Source organism: Stappia sp. G46H5W, from assembly GCF_058448995.1.
This window is the reverse complement of record NZ_JBZFLL010000001.1, coordinates 94879-116446: the sequence shown is the minus strand read 5'-3', so window position 1 is coordinate 116446 and position 21568 is coordinate 94879. Positions and strand designations below refer to the sequence as shown.

The window sequence follows — 21568 nt, the reverse complement described above, 5'->3', positions numbered from 1 at the left end:
GCGGACGCGCCGCCTGATGTCTTGCCCGCCTCTCCGGCCGTGTCCAGGCTGTGCCTGATCGCGGTGCCACGGGGCGGGTCGGTTCGTTGGTTCGGACGCGATTGACAGCGCCCGATTGACGATCATAATAATTGACCGACCGGTTGGTCAGTCAAGTGAAAAATCACGAGGGCGACCGGTACGCATCGCGGCGAGGGAGGGCACCCCGAGGGTGGATCCACGTCGCGGCGGCGGCACCGGCGCAACGGGAGGGCGCATGCAAACCGAGACTTCTGCAGCTCACGGCGGGGCGGAGCCCGCGCCCGTTCTGGTCGAGCGCGAGGGCGGCGTTCTCGTCGTCACGCTGAACCGGCCGGACAAGCTGAACTCCTTCAACGAGGCGATGCATGCCGCGCTGCGCGAGGCGATGGACGTCGCCGAGAGCGATGCGGAAATCCGCTGCGTGCTGCTGACCGGCGCCGGGCGCGGCTTCTGCGCCGGCCAGGATCTCAGCGACCGTGTCACCGCGCCGGGCGATGCCCCGCCGGACCTCACCCGCACCATCGAGGCGAACTACAATCCACTGCTGCGCCGGCTGAAGGCGCTGCCGAAGCCGGTCGTCTGCGCCGTCAACGGCGTTGCGGCAGGCGCCGGCGCGAACATCGCGCTGGCCTGCGATATCGTTCTGGCCGCCGAAAGCGCAAAGTTCATCCAGGCCTTCTCGAAGATCGGCCTCGTGCCCGATTCCGGTGGCACCTGGTCGCTGCCGCGCCTTGTCGGCCTTGCCCGCGCCAAGGCGCTGGCGCTGCTCGCCACCCCGGTTCCCGCCCGCCAGGCGGAGGAATGGGGCATGATCTGGAAGGCATTGCCCGATGGCGAGCTGATGGGCGAGGCGCGCCGCCTTGCCGGCGAGCTGGCCGCCGCGCCGACCTTTGGCCTCGGCCTCGTCAAGCAGGCGCTGGAAGCCTCCTTCGGCAACGATCTCGATACCCAGCTCGACCTGGAACGCGACCTGCAGGGGCTGGCCGGCCGCTCCCCGGACTACGCGGAAGGCGTCGCCGCCTTCATGGCCAAGCGTGCGCCGTCCTTCACCGGCCGCCCGCCGAAGGGCGCGGGCGGGGACGGGGAGGCGTGACCATGACCGACACGCAAGCCGCACGACCAGCCAACAGCATGACTCCGGACGAGTTGGCCCGCGCCTGCGCCGATGCCATGTGGGCCGGCGACAAGGCGAGCCAGGGGCTCGGCATGGAGATCCTCGAGGTCGGTCCGGGCCGCGCGGCGATCGCCATGACCGTCACCGAGGCGATGGTCAACGGCCATGGCATCTGCCACGGCGGCTACATTTTCACGCTGGCGGATTCGGCCTTCGCCTTCGCCTGCAACAGCCACAACCAGAACACGGTGGCGAGCCACTGTGCGGTCAGCTTCCTGCGGCCCGGACGCCTCGGCGAGCGGCTGGTTGCCACGGCCTTCGAGCGCTGGCGCGAAGGGCGCTCGGGCATCACCGACGTGACCGTGACCAATGCGGCCGGCGAGGTCCTCGCCGAGTTCCGCGGCAATTCCCGCACCATCAAGGGCACCCACCTGCCGGTCGAGTGATCGGCAGGAACGACGGATTTCAACAAGAGCGATGACCGCGCGGGGGAAGCACCCGTGACGGCACAGGACAATCCGGGAGGATTAGACGCATGTTCGATCTGGCGCCGAAGCCGGGCGATCTCGACCCCATCGAAACCGCTTCTCGCGACGAGATCGCGGCCCTGCAGCTCGACCGGCTGAAATGGTCGCTGCGTCACGCCTACGAGAACGTTGCCCATTACCGCAAGAGCTTCGACGAGGCCGGCGTCCATCCGGACGACCTGAAGACCCTTGCCGATCTCGGCAAGTTCCCCTTCACCTACAAGCAGACCCTGCGCGACAACTATCCTTTCGGCATGTATGCCGTGCCGCGCGAGCAGGTAGCCCGCGTCCATGCCTCGTCCGGGACGACGGGAAAGCCGACCGTGGTCGGCTACACCCGCAATGACATCAAGACCTGGGCCACCGTCATGGCCCGCTCGCTGCGCGCCGCCGGTGCCCGGCCGGGCATGATCTGCCATGTCGCCTACGGCTATGGCCTGTTCACCGGCGGTCTCGGCGCCCATTACGGGGCCGAGGAACTGGGCATGACCGTCGTGCCGATTTCCGGCGGCATGACCGAGCGCCAGGTGTCCTTGATCGAGGACTTCCGTCCCGACGTCATCATGGTGACGCCGTCCTACATGCTGGCGATCCTCGACGAGTACCGCGCGCGCGGCATCGATCCGCGCGAGTCCTCGCTGAAGGTCGGCGTCTTCGGTGCCGAGCCCTGGACCAACGCCATGCGCCAGGAGATCGAGGCCGCCTTCGACATGCACGCGGTCGACATCTACGGCCTGTCCGAGGTGATGGGGCCGGGTGTCGCCAACGAGTGCGTCGAGACCAAGGACGGTCTGCACATCTGGGAAGACCATTTCTATCCCGAGATCATCGACCCGGTGACGGGCGAAGTGCTGCCGGACGGCGAGATCGGCGAGCTCGTCTTCACCTCGCTGACCAAGGAGGCGATGCCGGTCATCCGCTACCGCACCCGCGACCTGACGCGCCTGTTGCCGGGCACGGCCCGCTCCATGCGGCGGATGGAGAAGGTGACGGGCCGCTCCGACGACATGATGATCCTGCGCGGCGTCAACGTCTTCCCGACGCAGATCGAGGAACAGTTGCTGCGCGTCGAGGGGCTGGCGCCGCACTACCAGGTGGAATTGACACGCTCGGGCCGGATGGACGAAATGACCGTCCACGTCGAGGCGCTTCCCACCCATGCCGACGATGCGCAGCGCGCGGCCTCCGCCGCCGAGCTGAGGACGCATATCAAGAACGTGATCGGGATCAGCACCCGCATCGCCGTTGCCGACCCGGGCGTGATCGAACGTTCGATGGGCAAGGCGAAGCGCGTGATCGACAACCGGCCGAAGGCCTGATAGGCCGGCGCCCGCACACCAGCAGCAACGGCCGCGGGACCTTCCGCGGCCGGACCACTCCGGGGGACTGGACGACATGGCACGCCCGCGCGCCGAAGATTACGACGACAAGCGCAAGGCGATCCTGAAGACCTCGGCCGAACTCTTTGCCGAGCACGGGTTCGACCGCGCCTCCATGAACCAGATCGCCCTCGGCTGCGGCGTCTCCAAGGCGCTGCTCTATCACTACTACGCCAACAAGGATGCGCTGCTCTTCGACATCATCCGCGATCATCTGGACGAGCTGATCGCGGCGGTGGAGGAGGGCGCCACGCCGGAGATGACCGGCGAGGAGATGCTGCACGGCTATGTGCTGGCGCTGCTCGACGCCTATCGCGACGCCAATGCCGAGCACAAGATCCAGATCAACGAGATGAAGCGGCTGCCGGCCGAGCAGCAGGAGGAACTGAAGGCGCGCGAGCGTCGCCTCGTGCAGCTGTTCGCCGGTGCGCTGTCGCGGGCGGTGCCGCAGCTCGCCGAGCCCGGCTCGACGCTGCTGAAGCCGGTGACCATGAGCCTCTTCGGCATGGTCAACTGGCACTATCTGTGGTTCCGCGAAGGCGGCGCCGTCAGCCGTGCCGACTATGCCCGCATCGCGACGCGCCTCATCCTGGACGGCGCGCGCAGCCTCGCCGGCTGAGTCGCCGCCGCAGGCAGGCCTTCCGCTTTGACAACGTGAGTGCCCGGCGCTTGAGCGTCTGGCTCAGCCGCCGGTCGAGCGCTGCGCCGGCCAGTTGCGGTCGCCTTCGGGGATCATGAACACCTGACCGGGATAGATCAGGTCCGGATTGCGGATCTGGTCCTTGTTGGCCTGGTAGATCGTCGTGTAGCGAATGCCGTCGCCGTAGCGGCGCTGCGAGATGGTCCACAGGTTGTCGCCGGTGCGGATGATCACGCTCGGGATCTGGCGCGTGCCGGCATCGCCGCTGGCGCCGGAGCCCGCTCCGGCCTCGCCGGACAGCGCCACAGGACGCAGGATCACGGCCTCGTCGGCAGCCTTTTCGAAGGTCACTTCTGCGCGGGCGGTCACTTCGCCGTCGCCGGTGGTCACCTGGTCGGCGCGCACGGCCACTTCGCCGGGCTTCACCTCGCCTTGCGCTTCCAGCAGCCAGCGGCCCTTGGCATCGGTCTTGGCCTCGCCGACCAGCTGGTTGTCGAGATAGACGCGCACGTCGCTGTTCGGCTCGCCGGATCCCGCGACGAAGACCTTTTCGTTCTCTGTCTCCACCGCCTCGACGGTCACGGTCGGCATTGCCGCATCGGCGGCAGGTGCGGTGTCGGCAGGGGCGTTGCCGCCGGTCGCTGCCGGCTGGCTGCCTGCGGCGGGCGCCGTGCTGGTGTCGCCGGCCTGCGGGGCCGCGGCCACCTGCTGTTCGGTCGTCGTGTTGCTGTCGCCGGCGCTCTGCGGTGCCGCCTGCGGCTCGGCTTGCACCTGAGCCTGTGCGGCTGCATCCGTCTGCTGGCCTGCCGCGGCGGTGTCGCCGCCCGGCTGCGCGGGGGCAGCGGCTGCCGTCTGGGGCGCTGCGGTTTCGCCGGTGCCTGTGGTGCCCTGCGCTCCCGAAGGCGTGTCGGCGGCGGCGCCCGCATCGGCGACCTGCTGCGGCTTCTGCAGGATCTGCGAAGGCGCGCCCGGCTCGTTCAGCATCACCAGGACTTCGCCCTTGGACGGGTCGCCCGGCACGGAGACGGCCATCGACTGCTGCGATTCGTTCAGCACCTTGCCGTCGGCATCGCGCGTTTCCAGCGTCACCGCATGAGCGCCCGGCTTGAGCGGCTGGTCGAGCACGATGGCGAATTCGCCGGCGGCATTGGCGATGCCGCGGCCGATCACCTCGCCGTTGGCGAGCAGCGCGATGATGGCGCCGGCTTCCGAGCGGCCCGCAACCACGGCCGAGCCGTCCGGCTCCACACGCATCAGGTCGAAGGAGGGAACGGCGGCCAGTCGCTCCTCGACGGACTTTCCGCCGATATCGGTGTTTTCGCTGGATGTTTCGCCGGCCTTTGGCTCTTCCGTCTTTGCGGGGTCGTTGCTCGCGGTGGCCTGCGTCGCCACATCGCCGGCCGTCGGGGCCTCGGTCGTTTGCTGTGCAGGACCATCGTCCTTCTGCGACAGGTAGTAGCCGGCGGCTCCCGCGCCGGCGAGGCCGAGCAGGACAAGAACCTGGATGATGAGTTTCTGCGACATGAAAACCCGCGCTCCCCGCGATTCGCGCCGTGCGGTTACCCCTGCGACACAATATGTGTCAGCGCCCCCGAAATTCCACCGAATGACTATACGCTAAACCAGCAGCCGGCAAGCAAGCCGGGTCTCCAGCCGCTTGCGCCGGCGGCGGCATTCGCCCGCTTGACCCGCGGGGGCGCTGGCGTCACATCTAGCCTCATGAAACACGATCACATGTCACCGTGCGGCGAGGATGAAACCCGCCGCCTGAAAACCGTTTGCGTCTATTGCGGCACGGGCGAGGGCGCCGATCCCGCCTATATGGATGCGGCGCGCCAGCTTGGCCGCATGCTCGCCGCCGAAGGCCTTGGCCTCGTCTATGGCGGCGGCTCCCTCGGCCTCATGGGCGCGGTCGCCAACTCCGCGCTGGAGGCTGGCGGCCATGTCACCGGCGTCATTCCAGCGTTCCTGGAGGAGCGCGAAGTGATGATGCAGTCGGTCAGCGAGCTCGTCGTCACCAGCGACATGCACGAGCGCAAGCGCACCATGTTCGAGCGCGCCGACGGCTTCGTCGCGCTGCCGGGCGGCATCGGCACGCTGGAAGAAGTGGTGGAGATGCTGACCTGGGGCCAGCTCGGACAGCATTGCAAGCCGGTGGTGCTCGCCGATATCGGGGGCTTCTGGCGACCGCTGATCGACCTGCTCGCGCACATGCGCGGCGAAGGGTTCATTCGCGCCGGCTTCGAGGTCGACTACCGGGTTGCGAACAGCGTTGCCGAGATTCTTCCCGCCCTTCGCCGGCCGGCCGGAGCGGGCGAGGGAGCCACGGAGGCCGGCGTCGCCGATCTCGAAAAGCTCTGATGTGAAAAACTCTGAGCCAGCGCCTGCAAGGGCCTGATCTTGGACAACAAAAAGGGCCCGCAGGATGTCTCCTGCGGGCCCTTTTCATGTCATTCCGCTGCCTGGGGCAGCGTGCCCGGAGGCACCCTCGGCGGTTCCTTGCGCGGCCCGATCGAGGTGACGGTGGCCGAGCCCGGTGCGCCGAAGGCGGCCGAAGCCGGCGTTGCCGGAGCCTCCGATGCCGCTACGTGCTGCCTCTCCCCGAACGCCGTTTCTGCGGGCGTAGTGCCGTCCGCACCGGTGCCCGCATCCGCCTCGCGGTTGCGCCGGCTGGCGAACAGCCGCATCCACACCGTGGGCAGTGCCAGCATGGTCGGGATGACGATCAGCGTCAGGATCGTCGCGAAGCCGAGGCCGAAGATGATCGCCGTGGAGAGCTGCACCCACCATACCGCGGTGATCGAGCCGAGCGCGATCACCCGGTTGACGAAGTCGAGGTTTAGCTGCGTCATCATCGGCACCAGGCCGGCGATGGTGGTGATGGTGGTCAGCAGCACCGGCCGGATGCGCTGCGCTGAGGTCTTCAGCACCGCCTCCACCGGTTCGATCCCGTCTTCCCGGAAGCGATTGTAGGTGTCGATGAGCACGATGGCGTTGTTCACCACGATGCCGGCCAGCGCCACCACGCCCGTTCCCGTCATGATGATCGAGAACTTCTGCCCCATCACCGCCATGCCGAGCAGCACGCCGAAGACCGACATGATCACCGTCGAGAGCGTCAGGAAGGTCTGGTAGAAGCTGTTGAACTGGGTCACCAGGATGATGAACATCAGGAACAGCGACCCGATCATCGCCTTCATCAGGAACTCGCCGGACTCCTTCTGGTCCTCGTCCGCGCCGCGGAAGCGGAAGGAGACGGTTTCCGGCCATTGCTGGGTGTCGAGCCAGGCCTGCAACTCCGCCACCTTGTCGTTGGCGGTCAGCGGCCGGGTGACGCCGTCGGCAGTGGTGATCGTGTCGGTCATCACCACATTGGCCTTCACGTCCATCGCATAGAGCCCGTCGCGGCGGGTGATGGTCGTGACCTTCTGCTGCGGCGCCCGGTCGATGAAGTTGGACAGCGGCACCTGGCCGAGTTCCGTCTGCAGGCGCAGGGAATCGAACCGGTCCAGTGTGCGTTCGGCTTCCGGCAGGCGCACGCGGATGTCCACCTCGTCCTCGGAGTCGTCCGGGCGGAACTTGCCGATCAGCACGCCGTTGGTGACGAGCTGCACCATCGAGCCGACCGAGCCGATACCAGCCTGAAAGCGGCCCGCCTGTTCGCGGTCGATGGTGATCTGCCACTCGATGCCGGGCAGGGGACGGCTGTCCTCGCGGTCCTGCAGGCTCTCCATGCTGTCTACATGCTCGCGCACCTTGGCGACGGTTTCCGTCAGCTCCTTGTAGCTGGTCGAGGTGACTTGCAGTCGCACGTCCTTGCCGGTCGGCGGGCCGCCCTCGATCTCCCGCGTCTCCACGAAGATGCCCGGCAGGTCGGCCGTGCGTTCGCGGATCTCGGCGGCGATCTGCTTCCAGTTCCGCCGGCAGCAATAGTCGGAGAACTCGAGGTTGATCTGGGCGATCACGTCGGCCGGCTTGTCCTGCACGCCCATCATGCCGCCGCCGCCACTGCTTCCGGTGGATACCGACATCACGGCATTCTTGATGCCCTTGACGTCGATCACCTCGCGCTCGACGTCGAGCGCCAGTTCCAGCGCCTCACGGGCGGAGAAGTTGCCGCGTGCCGAAACCAGCACGATGGCCGAATTCGGCTCCTCCTCCACGAAGAACTCGACGCCTTGCGAGTTGGCCATGAAGTAACTGAGGATGCCGCCCGACAGGGCCACGAGCGCCACCAGCGTGACGACATTGCCGAACGCGGTGCCGGCGCAAAAGCTCAGCAGCCGGACATAGATGCCCGTGACGCCGCGGATCTTCGAGGCATCGAACTGCTCGCCCGCCGACAGGAGCTTTGCAGCCTCCTGCTCTTCCGCCGCCGCACGCTGTGCGCGGCGGCGGGAGGCGGCGACCAGCGGCTTGAGACCGAAATAGGCGAGCACACCCGCAGCCAGAGAGGCGACGGCGGCAATCGTCAGGAACACTTCCTGCGGCAGGGGCAGCAAGCCGGCGACCGCCGGATTGGCGAACAGCGCGGCGACGGCGGCGCCGATCATCAGGGCCACCAGCCATTCGGCGTTGCGCCCGATCCAGGAGATCGCGCCGGACATGGCCGCACCCGTCACCGGCAGGAACACCAGCGCGGTCAGCAGCGAGGCGCTGAGCACGATGATCACCATGATCGGCAGGTAGCTCATGAACTCGCCCGCCACGCCCGGCCACAGCAGCATGGGCAGGAAGGCGGCCAGCGTCGTTGCCGTCGAGGAGGTGATCGGCCAGAACATCAGCTTGGAGGCGCGGATATAGGCCTCCTGCGCGTCCATGCCCTCGGCCACCTTGCGGTCGGCATACTCGACCATGACGATGGCGCCGTCGACCAGCATGCCGACGGTGAGCACGAGGCCGAACATCACCATCGTGTTCACGGTCATGCCGACCGATTGCAGGATCAGGAAGCCGACCATGAAGGACGCGGGGATGGAGATGCCGACCAGCAGCGCGGACTTGAAGCCGAGCGCCCAGACGATCACCACCATCACCAGGAAGATCGCGGTCAGGATCGAGGATTCCAGCGAGCCGAGGATCTCGAAGATGTCCTCCGACTTGTCGAGGATGTAGTCGACGCGGATCGTCTCCGGCCAGTCTTTGGTCGCCGCCTCCACCACATCGCGCACCGCGGCGTTGTTCTCGATGATGTTGGTGCCCTTGCGCTTGACCACGTCGATGGAGATCGCCGGATGGCCGTTGACGCGGGTGTAGCTGGTCGGGTCCTTGAAGGTGCGGCGGATTTCGGCGATGTCGCCGAGCGTCACCACGCCTTCGCCGCTCTGCTTGATCGGCAGGGAATAGACGTCTTCCGCGGTTTCGACGAGGCCGGGAACCTTGACGTTGAAGCGGCCCTGGCCGTTGTCGAGGAAGCCGGCCGGCACGAGCTGGTTGTTGTTCGACAGCGAGGTCAGCAGTTCCTGCTGGGTGACCTGGTAGGACTCCAGCTTCATGCTGTCGATGACGACCTCGAGCAGTTCCTCCCGGTGACCGGAGAGGTCTGCGTTCAGGACTGTCGGAACCGCTTCGATCTCGTCCTTCAACCGCCGTGCATGCCGGTACAGCGTGCGCTCCGGAACGTCGCCGGACAGCGTCACGAAGATCGTCGGCATCAGGGCGAAATTGGTCTCGACGATGGTCGGCTCGTCGGCTTCCGCCGGGATGTCGGCCTTGGCCTGGTCGACCTTGTCGCGGACATCGGCCAGCGCCTTGTCCTTGTCGAAGTCGACGTTGAACTCCAGCACGACGCCGACATGGCCCTCACCGGAGACCGTGGTGATCTCCTTGAGACCGTCGAGGCCGCGCAGGGCGGTCTCCATCGGCCTTGCGATCAGCCGTTCCGCGTCGCCAGGCGAGACGCCCTGCTGGCTGATCGAGACGTAGAAGACCGGAATGTCGATATCGGGGTCGGCCTCTTTCGGCACGCTGATATAGGCCATGATGCCGGCCGCAACCATCACCACCATCAGGGTGAGAACGGTCTTCGGCCGCCGCAGGACCGTCTCGAGCATCGAGATCATTGCGTAGCTCCTGCCATGGTGGCCACGGGCTCGACGGTCTGGCCGTCGGTCACATAGTCCTGACCGGTCACGATCAGCCGAACCGTGTCCGGCAGCCCGCCAACCCAAAGTCCGTCCTCATCGCCGCCCAGAACCGTCACGGGGTGGAAGGCGACGCGGTTCTGTTCGTCCACGGCACGGATGCCGAGCGTGCCGGCATCATTCAGCGTCAGGACGCCGGAACTCAGCTTGTGGGCGCTCTCCTCCTTCAGCGGCACCCGTGCGGTGGTGGTGATGCCGTCGCGGATCGCCCCGTCCTTGTTCTCGATCTCGATCTCGACGCGGAAGGTGCGGGTGGCCGGGTCGGAGGCCGTCCCGATATAACGGATCTTGCCCGTCGCGCTGTCGCCGGTCACCAGCTCCACCTCGGCGTTCTGGCCGATCTCCAGCTTGCTCACGTCGCGCTCCGACACCTGGCCGATCGCCAGCACCGGGTCGGCGTCGATGATGGTGGCGCATACGCCGCCCACCGCCAGCACCGTGCCGGTGCTGACCATCGGGCTCTCGATGATGCCCGGGATCGGCGCCTTGATGATCGTGCGCGACAGTTCCAGCTCCTCTTCCTCGAGCCGGGCGGTTGCCGCATCCATCGCCGCCTTGAGCGCGGCGACGCGGGTCTGGGCGGTGAACCCCTTCTCGTTGAGCTGCGTGGCGGCGGTAAAGTCAAGCTCGGCCTGGGCGAGCTGGGCCCTGGCGTCGAGAACCTTGGCCTCGCGCGCACCCTTGTCGAGCACGCAGAGCACGTCGTCCTTCGCGACCCTGTCGCCTTCCTTGACCCGGCGCTCGGCCACCCGCCCGCTGGTCTCGGCCCGCACCTCGACCTTGGCGTCGGCCTCGGTGCGGCCGCGGATCACCAGGATCGAGCGACGCGGCTGCGCAGTGATCTCGCGAACGGCGACACGGAAGGGCTTTGCCGCGGCTTCCTCCGCGCGCTGCGAGGGGGGAGGTGTCGCGTTTTCCGAGTCGGCCATGCCGCCGGCCACAAAACTGCCCGTCCACATCCAGCCCGCAACGCCGGCGACGATGCCGACTGCGAGAACGTGGGAGAAGCGGATCTTCATTCGGGGGATCTCCGGCTGTGTTCGTTCACTCGGCGGCCAGGGGGAGGGCGGGGTGGCCGAGTGCGATGTCTTCAAGTCTGTGTCGGTTCGCTTCCAGGAAGCGGATGTCCTCGGTCATGCAGTTGCGCCCGTATTCCAGGATGAAGCTCGCGGCCGGGCGCCGGTCGCAGGGTTCGGATCCGATCGCTTCCAGCTTGGCCAGCTCCTCGCGCAGATGCGCCAGGCGCGCGTCGATGGCCTTCGCGATGACCTGCGGCCCGACCATCTCCGCGCACATGGCGACCAGCAGGAACGGCGAACGGTAGGTGTCGGGTGCGGGCGGCCGGCTGAGATCGCGGACGAACTCCTCTCGACCCGCCTCGGTGATGGAATAGACCTTGCGCGACGGCTTGCCGCTCTGGGCCTCCTCGCGCACGGTGACCAGACCTTCGGCCTCCAGGCGGGCGAGCGCCGGGTAGATCGACCCGAAGCTGGCATCGACGAAATAGCTGTACTTGCCTTCGGTCGAGAGCTTGCGGATCTCGTAACCTGTTGCGTCTCCGAAATTGAGGATTGCAAGGCACAGGGTTCTCACGCTCATTCTCGGTTTCCTTCCGCCCTCGCCGGGAGTGTCGGCCCGTCGCCCTGTCGTTGCAGGCGATCTTCTTGTTCGGCCATTGCCGGTCGCGATCCTGTCGATGCGATCCGGTCTCGTTCCTGATGGCATGTCCGTCCCGACCGCGCTTGCGCTTTTGTGCCCTTTAGGGCCTGCTGGCTGCGGACAATGCCGGTTCGATATATTCTTGATTAGTGATATATCGGTTCGATATACTTCCGCCTTATATAGGCTGCACGACCCCGGACACAAGCGATCCGCGAGGGATTTTTCGGCGCCAGCGGTTTTTTCGAGCCTTGGAATGCGGGCGGGGCCGACTGCGGCAGTCGACCACGTGGACATTCTCGCCGCCTGCGCCATCTTGATGAAGAGATGGATCGGGCAGGGCGCGTTGACGCTCTTGCGATCTCGTCTACGCTTCAAGGAAAGGTGCGGATCCATGACCGACCTGAAAGACGTGCACTCCTCCTCTCGGTCCGGCGGCATCCCCCGTCTGCTCGCCCAGCCGTTTTTCCGGCTTCTTGCCATCAACTGGCTGATCGGCGCCTTTGCTGCCGCGCTCGTGCTCGGCGGCTTGATGTGGCTCGATACCGGCGGCCTTCGCAGCCTGATCCTTGCCTCCGACCAACCCTGGCTGCCCGTGGTGGTGCTGCTCGCCGGCCTGATGATCACCCTGTGCTCGGCCGCGATGGGCGCGGCGATCATGGCGCTGCCGTCGGAGCCCGGCGACGACCGGGGGCGTCGCGCGCGTGGCGGGACCCAAGTTGCGCTCGAGCCGGCACTTGTCCCGGTTCCTGTGCGTGTGCGTGAGCGCGGCTGACGCGAAGGCCTTGCATCGGCGCACGGTTTTGGGTTTCCTCCGGGCTTGAGCAGCCCGTCTTGGGCCTGGTCCCCTCGTGCAACGGACGGTCCCCATGAGCGACACCTATCCGCGCGATCTCGTCGGCTACGGACGCGAGACGCCCAATCCGCAGTGGCCGAACGACGCCAATGTCGCCGTCCAGGTCGTCATCAACTACGAGGAAGGCGGCGAGAACTGCATCCTCCATGGCGACAGCCATTCCGAGGCCTTTCTCTCGGAGATCGTCGGTGCCGCGCCCTGGCTTCGCCAGCGCCACATGAGCATGGAATCGATCTACGAATACGGCTCGCGCGCCGGCTTCTGGCGCCTGTGGCGCCTGTTCACCGAGCGCTCCATGCCGGTCACCGTCTACGGCGTCGCCACCGCCCTGCAGCGCAACCCGGATGCGGTCGCGGCCATGAACGAGGCCGGCTGGGAGATCGCCTCGCACGGGCTGAAGTGGATCGACTACAAGGACTTCTCGCGCGAGGACGAGCGGCGCCACATGATCGAGGCGATCCGCATCCACGAGGAAGTCACCGGCTCGCGCCCGCTCGGCTGGTACACCGGCCGTACGTCGGAATTCACCCGCGACCTCGTGATGGAGGAGGGCGGTTTCCTCTATGATTCCGACAGCTATGCCGACGACCTGCCCTACTGGGTCGAGGGGCCGTCGGGTCCGCATCTCGTCATTCCCTATACGCTCGATGCCAACGACATGCGTTTTGCCACCCCGCAGGGCTTCAACTCGGGCGACCAGTTCTTCACCTACCTGAAGGACACGTTCGACACGCTCTATGCGGAAGGAGAGGCCGGCGCGCCGAAGATGATGAACATCGGCCTGCACTGCCGTCTGGTCGGCCGCCCGGGCCGCGCCGCGGCGCTCGCCCGCTTCCTCGACTATGTCGCCTCGCACGAGAAGGTCTGGGTCACCCGGCGCATCGACATCGCCTGGCACTGGCATGCCCACCACGCCGCCGGCTGAGGCCGGCACGGCTCCGGCGGATGTCGAGGCGCTTGCAACGGCCCTGCTGGACCGGCTGCACGAGACCCAGCCGCTGCGCGTCTGGTCGCTGATCGTCACGATCTTCGGCGATCTCGTCGCCCCGCGCGGCGGTGAGGTCTGGGCCGGCACGCTGTCCGATCTGCTCGGCCTCATGCGCATCGATGCAGCTGCCGTGCGCGCGGCGCTCTCGCGTCTTGCCCGCGACGGCTGGGTCGAGCGCGAGCGTCAGGGGCGGCTAAGCTTCTACGCCCTGTCGGCGGCCGGGCGCGCGACCTTCACCCCGGCCTCGCAGCGCATCTATCGCCTTGCGCCGGACGGGGGCGAGACGCGCCCGGTGGAGCTGCGCGTCGTCGTGCTGCCCGAAACGGACGGTCGCAACGGCCTGCGCGAGGCAGCCCGCAAGGCCGGCTACGGGTTGCTGGCCCCCGGCGTGCTGCTCGGCACCCCGGCCAGCCCGCCGCTGGACGGGCCCGACTTTCCGCAAGGGGCGGCGGATGGCGCGGTGACGCTGGCCGCCTCCGTGCTGGCCGGGTCGGATGCCGATCTCGTTGCCCGCGCCTTCGATCTCGCCCCGCTGGCCGGCCGCTACCAGTCCTTTTGCCAGCGGTATGCGCCGCTTGCCGATGCGCTGGAGGCCGGGCAGGGCGGTGCGGAACAAGGGTGCCTGTCGCCGGAGACGGCGATGGTCTGCCGCATCCTGCTCGTTCACGACTATCGCCGGTTGATCCTGCGTGACCCGATGCTGCCGCCTGCGCTGCTTCCAGCCGATTGGCCGGGCCTTGCCGCCAACCGGCTGGCGGCCCGTCTCTACGGCGCGTTGCGGGCGCCGGCCGAGGCCTGGATCGCGTACCATGCGCGCGGCCGCGACGGCCTGCTGCCGCCGCCGGATGCCACGGAAGCCCGCCGCTTTTCTGCTGGCTGAACCTGGGAATTCAGACAAATCAGCGACTTGTGCGAACCGGTTCGCCATGGGCTAATATGTGACAGAAAAAACTTGAAATATAAAAATATCGTCACGTATAATGCGTGGCAGATAAGGCGCGCCCCTTGCGCGTCCCGCATGGCAACCGAGGAGGGGTTGATCGCATGTACACCCAGGCCCTGAACGCCCGTGACGCATCGGACGAGCGCAGCGAGGACGCCGCGCTGCTCGCCGCCTTCCAGGCCCGCATCGACGCGGAAGAGAAGATCGAGCCCAACGACTGGATGCCGGAGGCCTATCGCAAGACCCTCGTGCGCCAGATCTCCCAGCATGCCCATTCCGAGATCGTCGGCATGCTGCCCGAGGGCAACTGGATCACCCGTGCCCCGACCCTGAAGCGCAAGGCGGCTTTGCTCGCCAAGGTGCAGGACGAGGGCGGCCACGGCCTCTACCTTTACTCCGCCGCCGAGACGCTGGGTGTTTCCCGCGAAGAGCTCACCGAGCAGCTTCTGTCCGGCAAGGCGAAATACTCCTCCATCTTCAACTATCCGACCCTGACCTGGGCCGACATCGGCGCCATCGGCTGGCTGGTCGACGGCGCGGCGATCATGAACCAGATCCCGCTCTGCCGGTGCTCCTTCGGTCCCTATTCGCGCGCCATGATCCGCGTGTGCAAGGAAGAGAGCTTCCACCAGCGCCAGGGCTACGAGCTGCTGCTGGAGATGTGCCGCTCGTCGGAAGAGCAGAAGGCGATGGTTCAGGACGCGCTGAACCGCTGGTGGTGGCCGTCGCTGATGATGTTCGGCCCCTCGGACACCGACTCCAAGCACTCCGCCCAGTCGATGGCCTGGAAGATCAAGCGCTTCACCAATGACGAGCTGCGCCAGAAGTTCGTCGATGCGACCGTGCCGCAGGCGCACTATCTCGGCCTCACACTTCCCGACCCGGACCTGAAGCTCAACGAGGAAACCGGCCACTGGGAATATGGCGAGATCGACTGGGAGGAGTTCTCCCGCGTCGTCGCCGGCAACGGCCCGTGCAACCGCGAGCGCCTGGACGCCCGCCGCAAGGCCTGGGACGAGGGCGCCTGGGTGCGCGAGGCGGCCCTGGCCCATGCAGAGAAGCGCCGCAACCGCCGCGAGGCGGCCCGCATCGCCGCCGAGTGAGCGACACCCCGGCGCGGGGCACGCGCCGGGGGCAAGGCACAACGACGTTCCGAAGGAACATGAGGCTTTCGCACCGGCCATGCGCCCGCGAGCCCGAGGGAGAAAACCATGACCGAGAAGAACACGCCGCTTTGGGAAGTCTTCATCCGTTCGCGCACCGGCATGGCGCATCGTCATTGCGGTTCGGTGCATGCGGCCGACGAGGAGATGGCGCTGCAGGCCGCGCGCGACGTCTACACCCGCCGCGGCGAGGGCGTCTCCATCTGGGTGGTGCCGTCCTCGGCGATCGTCGCCTCCGACCCGACCGAGAAGGACGTGATGTTCGAGCCGACCGCCTCGAAGATCTACCGGCATCCGACCTTCTACGAGATCCCCGAAGAAGTCGGCAACATGTGAGCGGGAGCGGCACCATGACCACGACCGACCAGACCGCCGACCTCTTTGCCTACACCCTGCGTCTTGCCGACGATGCGGCCATTCTCGGCCAGCGCCTCGGCGAGTGGTGCGGCCACGCGCCGACGCTGGAGGAGGATATCGGCCTCGCCAACGTCGCGCTCGACCATATCGGCCAGGCGCGCGCGCTCTACACCTATGCCGGCGAGGTGGAAGGCGAGGGGCGCGACGAGGACCAGCTCTGCTTCCTGCGCCACGAGCGCCAGTTCAACAATTGCCTGCTGGTCGAGCAGCCGAACGGCGACTTCGCCCAGACCATCCTGCGCCAGTTGTTCTTCTCCGCCTTCATGCTGCCGCTCTGGCGCGAGCTGAAGGCCTCGAAGGACGCAACGCTCGCCGCCATTGCCGCCAAGGCGGAGAAGGAAGCGGCCTATCACGTGCGCCATTCGGCCGAGTGGACCATTCGCCTCGGCGACGGCACCACGCAGAGCCATGAGCGCGCCCAGGCCGCTGTCGATCAGCTGTGGCCCTATACGGGAGAGCTGTTCGAGATCGACGGCGTGGTCGAGCGGCTGGTCGCCGCTGGTATCGCGGTCGACCCGGCGAGCTTGCGCGACGAGTGGCACGCCACCTTGCGCGAGGTGCTGGACGAGGCGACGCTGCGCCTGCCGCCCGATGGCTGGTTCCAGACCGGCGGCCGTTCGGGCCGTCATTCGGAGAGCTTCGGCCACCTGCTTTCGCAGATGCAGTACATGCAGCGGGCCTGGCCGGGCCACAGGTGGTGACGGAGATGGGCTCGCGCCTGCACGACATCGCGGGGGAGAGCGCCCGCCGGCGCGCCTTCGAGGTCGCCGCGCAGGTGCCGGACCCGGAAGTTCCGGTGCTGACCATCGGCGATCTCGGCGTGCTGCGCGATGTGCGCATCGCCTCCGACGGCACGGTCGAGGTCGACATCACGCCGACCTATACCGGTTGCCCGGCCATGGCCGTCTTCACCATGGACATCGAGACCGCGCTGATGGCGGAGGGTTTCGGCAAGGTGCGGGTCAACACCGTTCTGTCGCCGGCCTGGACCACCGACTGGCTGAGCGAAGAGGCGCGCGAGAAGCTGCGCGCCTACGGCATCGCCCCGCCGGCCGGCAAGGCCTCCCGCCGTGCCCTGTTCGGCGACGACGAGGTCGCCTGTCCGCGCTGCGGCTCGATCGACACCGAGAAGGTGTCGGAGTTCGGCTCCACCGCCTGCAAGGCGCTCTGGCGCTGCCGCTCCTGCGCCGAGCCGTTCGACTATTTCAAGTGCCACTGAGCTGGCGTCTTGTCCGGCAGGCAGCGGATGCCGCCGGAAGCTTTTGAGGGAGAAACCGCATGTCGCCGAGATTCCATGCGCTGAAGGTCCGCGAAGTGAGGCGCGAGACGCCCGAGGCCGTGTCGATTTCCTTCGACGTGCCGGAGAGCCTGCGAGAGGCCTACCGCTTCGCCGCCGGCCAGTATCTCACCCTGCGCACGGTGATCGGCGGGGAGGAAGTGCGCCGGTCCTATTCGATCTGCGCCGGCGAAGATGACGGCGAGCTGCGTGTCGCGGTGAAGAAGATCGACGGCGGCGTCTTTTCCGCCTTCGCCAACGAGAACGTGGCGGCCGGCGACGAGATCGACGTGATGACCCCGTCGGGCCGATTCGTGCTGCCGGCGCATGAGGGCGGCCCGCGCCGTCTCGTGGCGGTGGCCGCCGGCTCCGGCATCACGCCGGTGCTCGCGATGATCCGCACGGTGCTGACCCGCGAGCCCGAGAGCGAGTTCTTCCTGTTCTACGGCAATCGCAGCGCCCAGACGATCATCTTCAAGGAAGAGATCGAGGACCTGAAGGATGTCTTCCCGACCCGCTTCGGCGTCTTCCATGTGCTCTCGCGCGAGACCCAGGACGTGGAGATCCTTTCCGGCCGGCTGGATGCGGAAAAGCTGGAACGCCTGTTCAAGTATGTGATGCCGGTGGCGGAGGCGGACGGAGTGTTCCTCTGCGGTCCCGGCGAGATGATCGAGACCGCGAGCGAAGTCCTGTCGCGCCTCGGCGTGGCGGGCGAGCGCATCCACCGCGAATTCTTTACGCCGGCCGACGGCTCGGCTCCGCATGCGGCCAAGCCCGCGAACAAGGTCTCCGAGACCGCCCACGAGGCGCGCGCCGAGCTGATCATCGACGGAGCCCGCGTCACGGTGCCGGTCGCGGCCGGCGAGACCATCGTCGATGCGGCCATGCGCGCGGGCGTCGAGGTTCCCTATTCCTGCAAGGGCGGCATGTGCTGCACCTGCCGCGCCAAGGTCGAGGCCGGCGAGGTCGATATGGCGGTCAACTATTCGCTCGAGCCCTGGGAGATCGAGGCGGGCTTCGTCCTCACCTGCCAGTCGCGCCCGGTCTCCGACACGGTGGTGCTCGACTACGACGCGATGTAGGCTCGAGGGACGCGGGGCAGGGCGCTTGATGCGCCGCCCCCGTTTCCCCCACAAAGAGAGCCTTTCCATGCATGAGCGTTTCGTGCTCGTCACCGGCTGTTCCGGTGGCGGAAAATCCACATTGATCGAAGAGTTTGCCCGTCTCGGCCACCGAACGGTCGAGGAACCCGGCCGGCGCATCGTCCGCGAGGAACTGGCGGGAGAGGGCAGCGCGTTGCCCTGGGTCGATCTTGCCGCCTTTGCCCGGCGGGCGATCCGCATGGCCGTCGCCGACTGGCGCGGCGCGCATGCCGGAGCGGGTGGCGATGGCTGGACCTTCTTCGACCGAGGCGTGATCGACGCCGCATCCGCTTTCGAGGCCGCGACCGGGCGCGCCGTTCTTGCGCCGCTCGCCCGTCGCTACCGTTACCGGCCGCTGGTTTTTCTTGCCCCGCCCTGGCCGGAGATCCATGCGGGTGATGAAGAGCGCCGGCACGGCTTTGCCGCCGCGGTCGAGGAATACGAGCGGCTTGCGGATATCCTGCCCGCGCTCGGCTACGAGACCCGGCTGCTGCCGAAAGTCCCGGTCGCCGAGCGCGCTGCGTTCATGCTCGCCGCGCTGGAGCGCGGCTGAGCCGTTCGCGTCAGATCTCCATCACCACGCGCCCGTCGATCTTGCCGGCGCGCATCGTGTCGAAGATCGCGTTGACGTTCTCCAGCCGGTCCACCGAGTAATGCGCGGCGACCTTGCCGTCCGCGGCAAAGGCGAGCGCCTCGGCAAGATCGTTGCGCGTGCCGACGATGGAGCCGCGCACGGTCTTGCGGTTCAGCACGGTGTCGAAGATCGGCAGCGGAAAGTCTCCGGGCGGCAGGCCAACGAGGCTCATCGTGCCGCCACGCGCCAGCATGCCGAATCCCTGGCTGAACGACTTGGGCGACACCGCCGTCACCAGCACGCCTTCCGCACCGCCGCCCTTCTGCACCTCGGCGGCAACGTCGCCGCTCCGCGCATCGAGGGTCATGTCGGCGCCGAGCGCGCGGGCCAGGGCCAGCTTCTCATCGGAGATGTCGACGGCGATCACGTGCATCCCCATCGCCTTGGCATATTGCACGGCCATGTGGCCGAGCCCGCCGATGCCGATGATGACGACGGTCTGGCCGGGCTTCGCCTCGGTCTCCTTCAGCCCCTTGTAGACCGTGACGCCGGCGCACAGCACCGGGGCTGCGGGCGCGAAGGCCAGCCCGTCCGGCAGGTGGCCGACATAGTCCGGGTCGGCGAGCACATAGTCGGCAAAGCCGCCATTGACGCTATAGCCGGTGTTCTGCTGGTCGTGGCACAGGGTTTCCCAGCCGCCAACGCAATGCCGGCAATGGCCGCAGGCCGTGTGCAGCCACGGCACGCCCACCCGGTCGCCTTCCTTCACGCTGGTGACGCCGGCCCCGACTGCGGCGACGGTGCCGACACCTTCATGGCCCGGGATGAAGGGCGGCTGCGGCTTCACTGGCCAGTCGCCCTCGGCCGCGTGCAGGTCGGTGTGGCAGACCCCGCTGGCGGCGATCTTCACCAGGATCTTGCCGGGCGCCACCTCCGGCCGCACCACTTCGCAAATGTCGAGCGGTGCGCCGAACGCGCGCACCACGGCGGCTTTCATCGTCTTTCCCATCGGTCTCCCCGTTGCGATTTTCCGTCCAGCCCGGCGCCATTATGGTGCGGCGAGGCGAGTCTCGCCTTGCGCGAGATCAAGGTGCGGGCGCTACCGCAGGTTCTTTCCGGGTCCAATCGTTAATGGCACGGGAACCACATCGGTTAGGTGAACATTCAAGTCTTCGTGCCACGGTGCTGCCCATGCAGCAGATCGGAACAAAATCGATGGGGCACTGGCTGGACGGGCGCAAGCGCAACATGGCGCTGGCGATTTATCTGGTATGTGCCGCCGTTGTCGTCGCCTTCGCGCTTTCCAACACGCATATGCTCGGCAGCGCCGGCGGCATCGCCGACGAGGTACGCGCGCAGGACGAGCGCCATCTGGTGCGAAACGAGGTCGACCGTCAGGTCGAGATCCTTGCCGACGACCAGTCGCGCGTGTCCCACTGGGACGAAGCGGTGAGGGCGCTTGTCGCCCGTATCGACTGGACATTCGTTCGCGAGGAGATCGCCAACTGGCACTGGGAAGACTTCGGCATCCAAACGACCGTCATGGTCGGGCCCGACGATCTGCCGCGCCTGCTGATCTTCGAGGACGATATCCGCTCCAAGACGGAGGCCGAGGCTTACGTCGCCCTGGCCGCCGATCTCGTCGAGGCGGCACGCCAGGCCTATGCCTCCGCCCGGGAGCGGCAGGGAAGCGGCTTCCGGGTGTCCCGCCATCCGGTGCGCTCGTCCAGCCCGCTCTACGTTTCCGACGTGCGGGAGGTGAAGGGCGAGATCAACATGATCGTCGCCCAGGCCATCGTGCCCGACGACGATGCCGTGCTGCCCGACGGGCCGCCCAACATTCTCCTCACCTTCAAGCCGCTGATGCCGTCGATCCTGACGGAAATCGGCCGCAAGCTCGGCCTGAAGGACTTCGCGATCCACCCGGTCGACGCGGTCCCGGCAGACAGCGACGTGATCCCGCTGGGCGACGGCACTCCGCGCTTCGTCGCCACCTGGGTCCGCAGCCATCCCTCCGCCGTGATCTGGCGCGAGGCGCTGCCGCTGCTGATCGGTGTTCTGGTTCTGGCTGCCATCGCGCTCGGCTTCGTTGCCCTGCGCTTTGCCCGCAGCCTCCGTCGCCTGCAGCAGAGCGAGGAGCGCAACCGCTTCCTCGCCAATCACGACGCCCTCACCGGCCTGCCCAACCGGCTGCAGTTCGAACAGGAGATGGAGCGCGTCCTGCAGCGCAGCGAGCAGGACCGCTGCGCGGTCCTGTGCATCGATCTCGACCGCTTCAAGCAGGTCAACGACACCTGGGGCCATCCCATCGGCGATCTGGTGATCCGTACCGTGTCTGCCCGCATTCTGGAATCCGTCGGCGACCGGGGCATGGCCGCGCGTGTCGGCGGCGACGAGTTCATCGTGTTGCTGCGCGAGGGGCTCGACCGCGCCTCGGTGCTGGCCCTGTGCGACCGGATCGTCGACAGCGTCTGTTCGGAAATCGTGTTCGATGGCGGCCGGGCCTCGGTCGGCGCCAGCATCGGCGTCGCCTGGTGGCCGGACGATGCGCTCACCGCCAAGTCGGTGATCCGCAGCGCCGACGACGCGCTCTACCGCGCCAAGCAGGACGGCCGCGGCCGGACATTCCTTGCCACCGGCTACGTCCATCCGCCCGTGCCGCCGTCCACAGCCCGTGCAGAAGACCCGTCGCCCGCCATCTGAGCTGCAGTCGCGCCGGCTTTCGC

General features: G+C 67.4%; 20 protein-coding genes. 15 read left to right on the top strand and 5 right to left on the bottom strand.

The window, feature by feature from the left end; genetic code table 11:
• Positions 1-256 precede the first annotated feature (256 nt).
• The 4 genes from paaG to ACVJ6E_RS00500 all read left to right on the top strand — a co-directional run bounded on the left by paaG (position 257) and on the right by ACVJ6E_RS00500 (position 3660).
• A complete protein-coding gene (paaG, locus tag ACVJ6E_RS00515; RefSeq protein WP_120268224.1) occupies positions 257-1114 on the top strand; it encodes a 2-(1,2-epoxy-1,2-dihydrophenyl)acetyl-CoA isomerase PaaG in 858 nt (285 codons plus the stop codon).
• A 2-nt stretch (positions 1115-1116) separates the two neighbouring features.
• Positions 1117-1581 carry a hydroxyphenylacetyl-CoA thioesterase PaaI gene (gene paaI / locus ACVJ6E_RS00510; RefSeq protein WP_208996654.1) on the top strand — a complete coding sequence of 155 codons (465 nt, stop codon included), beginning with the start codon at positions 1117-1119 and terminating at the stop codon, positions 1579-1581.
• Positions 1582-1670: 89 nt separating this feature from the next.
• Positions 1671-2981, top strand: a complete 1311-nt coding sequence (gene paaK / locus ACVJ6E_RS00505; protein ID WP_120268223.1) for a phenylacetate--CoA ligase PaaK — start codon at positions 1671-1673, stop codon at positions 2979-2981.
• Between the two features lie 76 nt (positions 2982-3057).
• Positions 3058-3660 (top strand): TetR/AcrR family transcriptional regulator, encoded by a 603-nt coding sequence (locus tag ACVJ6E_RS00500; protein WP_120268222.1) that lies wholly within the window; start codon positions 3058-3060, stop codon positions 3658-3660.
• Positions 3661-3723: 63 nt separating this feature from the next.
• Here ACVJ6E_RS00500 and ACVJ6E_RS00495 read toward each other — a convergent pair whose 3' ends face one another.
• Positions 3724-5205 (bottom strand): LysM peptidoglycan-binding domain-containing protein, encoded by a 1482-nt coding sequence (locus ACVJ6E_RS00495; RefSeq protein WP_120268221.1) that lies wholly within the window; start codon positions 5203-5205, stop codon positions 3724-3726.
• 210 nt (positions 5206-5415) lie between these two features.
• Between ACVJ6E_RS00495 and ACVJ6E_RS00490 the strand changes: the two genes are divergently transcribed.
• Positions 5416-6042: a TIGR00730 family Rossman fold protein gene (locus ACVJ6E_RS00490; RefSeq protein ID WP_120268220.1), complete on the top strand. Its 627-nt coding sequence runs from the start codon at positions 5416-5418 to the stop codon at positions 6040-6042.
• Positions 6043-6131: 89 nt separating this feature from the next.
• Here the strand turns inward: ACVJ6E_RS00490 and ACVJ6E_RS00485 are convergent, their stop codons facing one another.
• The 3 genes from ACVJ6E_RS00485 to ACVJ6E_RS00475 are packed head-to-tail and all read right to left on the bottom strand — an operon-like array spanning position 6132 to position 11423.
• Positions 6132-9743 carry an efflux RND transporter permease subunit gene (locus ACVJ6E_RS00485; RefSeq protein ID WP_120268219.1) on the bottom strand — a complete coding sequence of 1204 codons (3612 nt, stop codon included), beginning with the start codon at positions 9741-9743 and terminating at the stop codon, positions 6132-6134.
• Entirely contained in the window at positions 9740-10843 is a 1104-nt protein-coding gene (locus ACVJ6E_RS00480; protein WP_120268218.1) for an efflux RND transporter periplasmic adaptor subunit, read from the bottom strand. The genes ACVJ6E_RS00485 and ACVJ6E_RS00480 overlap by 4 nt, the downstream gene beginning before the upstream one ends.
• Positions 10844-10868: 25 nt before the next feature.
• Complete coding sequence (locus ACVJ6E_RS00475; RefSeq protein ID WP_120268217.1) at positions 10869-11423, bottom strand: PadR family transcriptional regulator; 555 nt, start codon at positions 11421-11423, stop codon at positions 10869-10871.
• 454 nt (positions 11424-11877) lie between these two features.
• Here ACVJ6E_RS00475 and ACVJ6E_RS00470 point away from each other — a divergent pair, with 454 nt between their 5' ends.
• The 9 genes from ACVJ6E_RS00470 (at position 11878) to ACVJ6E_RS00430 (ending at position 18821) form a co-directional block, all read left to right on the top strand.
• Entirely contained in the window at positions 11878-12258 is a 381-nt protein-coding gene (locus ACVJ6E_RS00470) for a hypothetical protein (RefSeq protein WP_209006185.1), read from the top strand.
• A 94-nt stretch (positions 12259-12352) separates the two neighbouring features.
• Entirely contained in the window at positions 12353-13264 is a 912-nt protein-coding gene (gene puuE, locus ACVJ6E_RS00465; RefSeq protein ID WP_120268216.1) for an allantoinase PuuE, read from the top strand.
• On the top strand, positions 13242-14207 hold the full coding sequence (locus ACVJ6E_RS00460) for a PaaX family transcriptional regulator C-terminal domain-containing protein (RefSeq protein ID WP_158592656.1): 966 nt from the start codon (positions 13242-13244) through the stop codon (positions 14205-14207). The genes puuE and ACVJ6E_RS00460 overlap by 23 nt, the downstream gene beginning before the upstream one ends.
• A 164-nt stretch (positions 14208-14371) precedes the next feature.
• A complete protein-coding gene (gene paaA, locus ACVJ6E_RS00455; RefSeq protein ID WP_120268214.1) occupies positions 14372-15373 on the top strand; it encodes a 1,2-phenylacetyl-CoA epoxidase subunit PaaA in 1002 nt (333 codons plus the stop codon).
• Positions 15374-15481: 108 nt separating this feature from the next.
• Positions 15482-15769, top strand: coding sequence for a 1,2-phenylacetyl-CoA epoxidase subunit PaaB (gene paaB / locus ACVJ6E_RS00450; protein ID WP_067341684.1), 288 nt, complete (start codon positions 15482-15484; stop codon positions 15767-15769).
• Between the two features lie 14 nt (positions 15770-15783).
• Entirely contained in the window at positions 15784-16551 is a 768-nt protein-coding gene (gene paaC, locus ACVJ6E_RS00445; protein ID WP_120268213.1) for a 1,2-phenylacetyl-CoA epoxidase subunit PaaC, read from the top strand.
• Positions 16552-16556: 5 nt separating this feature from the next.
• A complete protein-coding gene (gene paaD, locus ACVJ6E_RS00440; RefSeq protein ID WP_120268212.1) occupies positions 16557-17069 on the top strand; it encodes a 1,2-phenylacetyl-CoA epoxidase subunit PaaD in 513 nt (170 codons plus the stop codon).
• A 59-nt stretch (positions 17070-17128) separates the two neighbouring features.
• On the top strand, positions 17129-18208 hold the full coding sequence (gene paaE / locus ACVJ6E_RS00435) for a 1,2-phenylacetyl-CoA epoxidase subunit PaaE (RefSeq protein ID WP_120268211.1): 1080 nt from the start codon (positions 17129-17131) through the stop codon (positions 18206-18208).
• 67 nt (positions 18209-18275) lie between these two features.
• Complete coding sequence (locus tag ACVJ6E_RS00430; protein WP_120268210.1) at positions 18276-18821, top strand: AAA family ATPase; 546 nt, start codon at positions 18276-18278, stop codon at positions 18819-18821.
• 10 nt (positions 18822-18831) lie between these two features.
• Here the strand turns inward: ACVJ6E_RS00430 and ACVJ6E_RS00425 are convergent, their stop codons facing one another.
• Positions 18832-19851 (bottom strand): zinc-dependent alcohol dehydrogenase, encoded by a 1020-nt coding sequence (locus ACVJ6E_RS00425; protein WP_120268209.1) that lies wholly within the window; start codon positions 19849-19851, stop codon positions 18832-18834.
• A 182-nt stretch (positions 19852-20033) separates the two neighbouring features.
• Here ACVJ6E_RS00425 and ACVJ6E_RS00420 point away from each other — a divergent pair, with 182 nt between their 5' ends.
• Entirely contained in the window at positions 20034-21545 is a 1512-nt protein-coding gene (locus ACVJ6E_RS00420; RefSeq protein WP_158592655.1) for a diguanylate cyclase domain-containing protein, read from the top strand.
• Positions 21546-21568 lie beyond the last annotated feature (23 nt).

Excerpts from the sequence above, each read along its gene's own strand:
- ACVJ6E_RS00425 (WP_120268209.1), bottom strand. The coding sequence starts at position 19,851 with ATGGGAAAGACGATGAAAGCCGCCGTGGTGCGCGCGTTCGGCGCACCG.
- paaB (WP_067341684.1), top strand. The coding sequence starts at position 15,482 with ATGACCGAGAAGAACACGCCGCTTTGGGAAGTCTTCATCCGTTCGCGC.
- puuE (WP_120268216.1), top strand. The coding sequence starts at position 12,353 with ATGAGCGACACCTATCCGCGCGATCTCGTCGGCTACGGACGCGAGACG.
- ACVJ6E_RS00485 (WP_120268219.1), bottom strand. The coding sequence starts at position 9,743 with ATGATCTCGATGCTCGAGACGGTCCTGCGGCGGCCGAAGACCGTTCTC.
- paaK (WP_120268223.1), top strand. The coding sequence starts at position 1,671 with ATGTTCGATCTGGCGCCGAAGCCGGGCGATCTCGACCCCATCGAAACC.
- ACVJ6E_RS00420 (WP_158592655.1), top strand. The coding sequence starts at position 20,034 with ATGCAGCAGATCGGAACAAAATCGATGGGGCACTGGCTGGACGGGCGC.
- ACVJ6E_RS00470 (WP_209006185.1), top strand. The coding sequence starts at position 11,878 with ATGACCGACCTGAAAGACGTGCACTCCTCCTCTCGGTCCGGCGGCATC.
- ACVJ6E_RS00480 (WP_120268218.1), bottom strand. The coding sequence starts at position 10,843 with ATGAAGATCCGCTTCTCCCACGTTCTCGCAGTCGGCATCGTCGCCGGC.
- ACVJ6E_RS00500 (WP_120268222.1), top strand. The coding sequence starts at position 3,058 with ATGGCACGCCCGCGCGCCGAAGATTACGACGACAAGCGCAAGGCGATC.
- paaI (WP_208996654.1), top strand. The coding sequence starts at position 1,117 with ATGACCGACACGCAAGCCGCACGACCAGCCAACAGCATGACTCCGGAC.
- paaE (WP_120268211.1), top strand. The coding sequence starts at position 17,129 with ATGTCGCCGAGATTCCATGCGCTGAAGGTCCGCGAAGTGAGGCGCGAG.
- ACVJ6E_RS00490 (WP_120268220.1), top strand. The coding sequence starts at position 5,416 with ATGTCACCGTGCGGCGAGGATGAAACCCGCCGCCTGAAAACCGTTTGC.
- paaA (WP_120268214.1), top strand. The coding sequence starts at position 14,372 with ATGTACACCCAGGCCCTGAACGCCCGTGACGCATCGGACGAGCGCAGC.
- ACVJ6E_RS00475 (WP_120268217.1), bottom strand. The coding sequence starts at position 11,423 with ATGAGCGTGAGAACCCTGTGCCTTGCAATCCTCAATTTCGGAGACGCA.
- ACVJ6E_RS00430 (WP_120268210.1), top strand. The coding sequence starts at position 18,276 with ATGCATGAGCGTTTCGTGCTCGTCACCGGCTGTTCCGGTGGCGGAAAA.
- paaC (WP_120268213.1), top strand. The coding sequence starts at position 15,784 with ATGACCACGACCGACCAGACCGCCGACCTCTTTGCCTACACCCTGCGT.
- ACVJ6E_RS00495 (WP_120268221.1), bottom strand. The coding sequence starts at position 5,205 with ATGTCGCAGAAACTCATCATCCAGGTTCTTGTCCTGCTCGGCCTCGCC.
- paaD (WP_120268212.1), top strand. The coding sequence starts at position 16,557 with ATGGGCTCGCGCCTGCACGACATCGCGGGGGAGAGCGCCCGCCGGCGC.
- ACVJ6E_RS00460 (WP_158592656.1), top strand. The coding sequence starts at position 13,242 with ATGCCCACCACGCCGCCGGCTGAGGCCGGCACGGCTCCGGCGGATGTC.
- paaG (WP_120268224.1), top strand. The coding sequence starts at position 257 with ATGCAAACCGAGACTTCTGCAGCTCACGGCGGGGCGGAGCCCGCGCCC.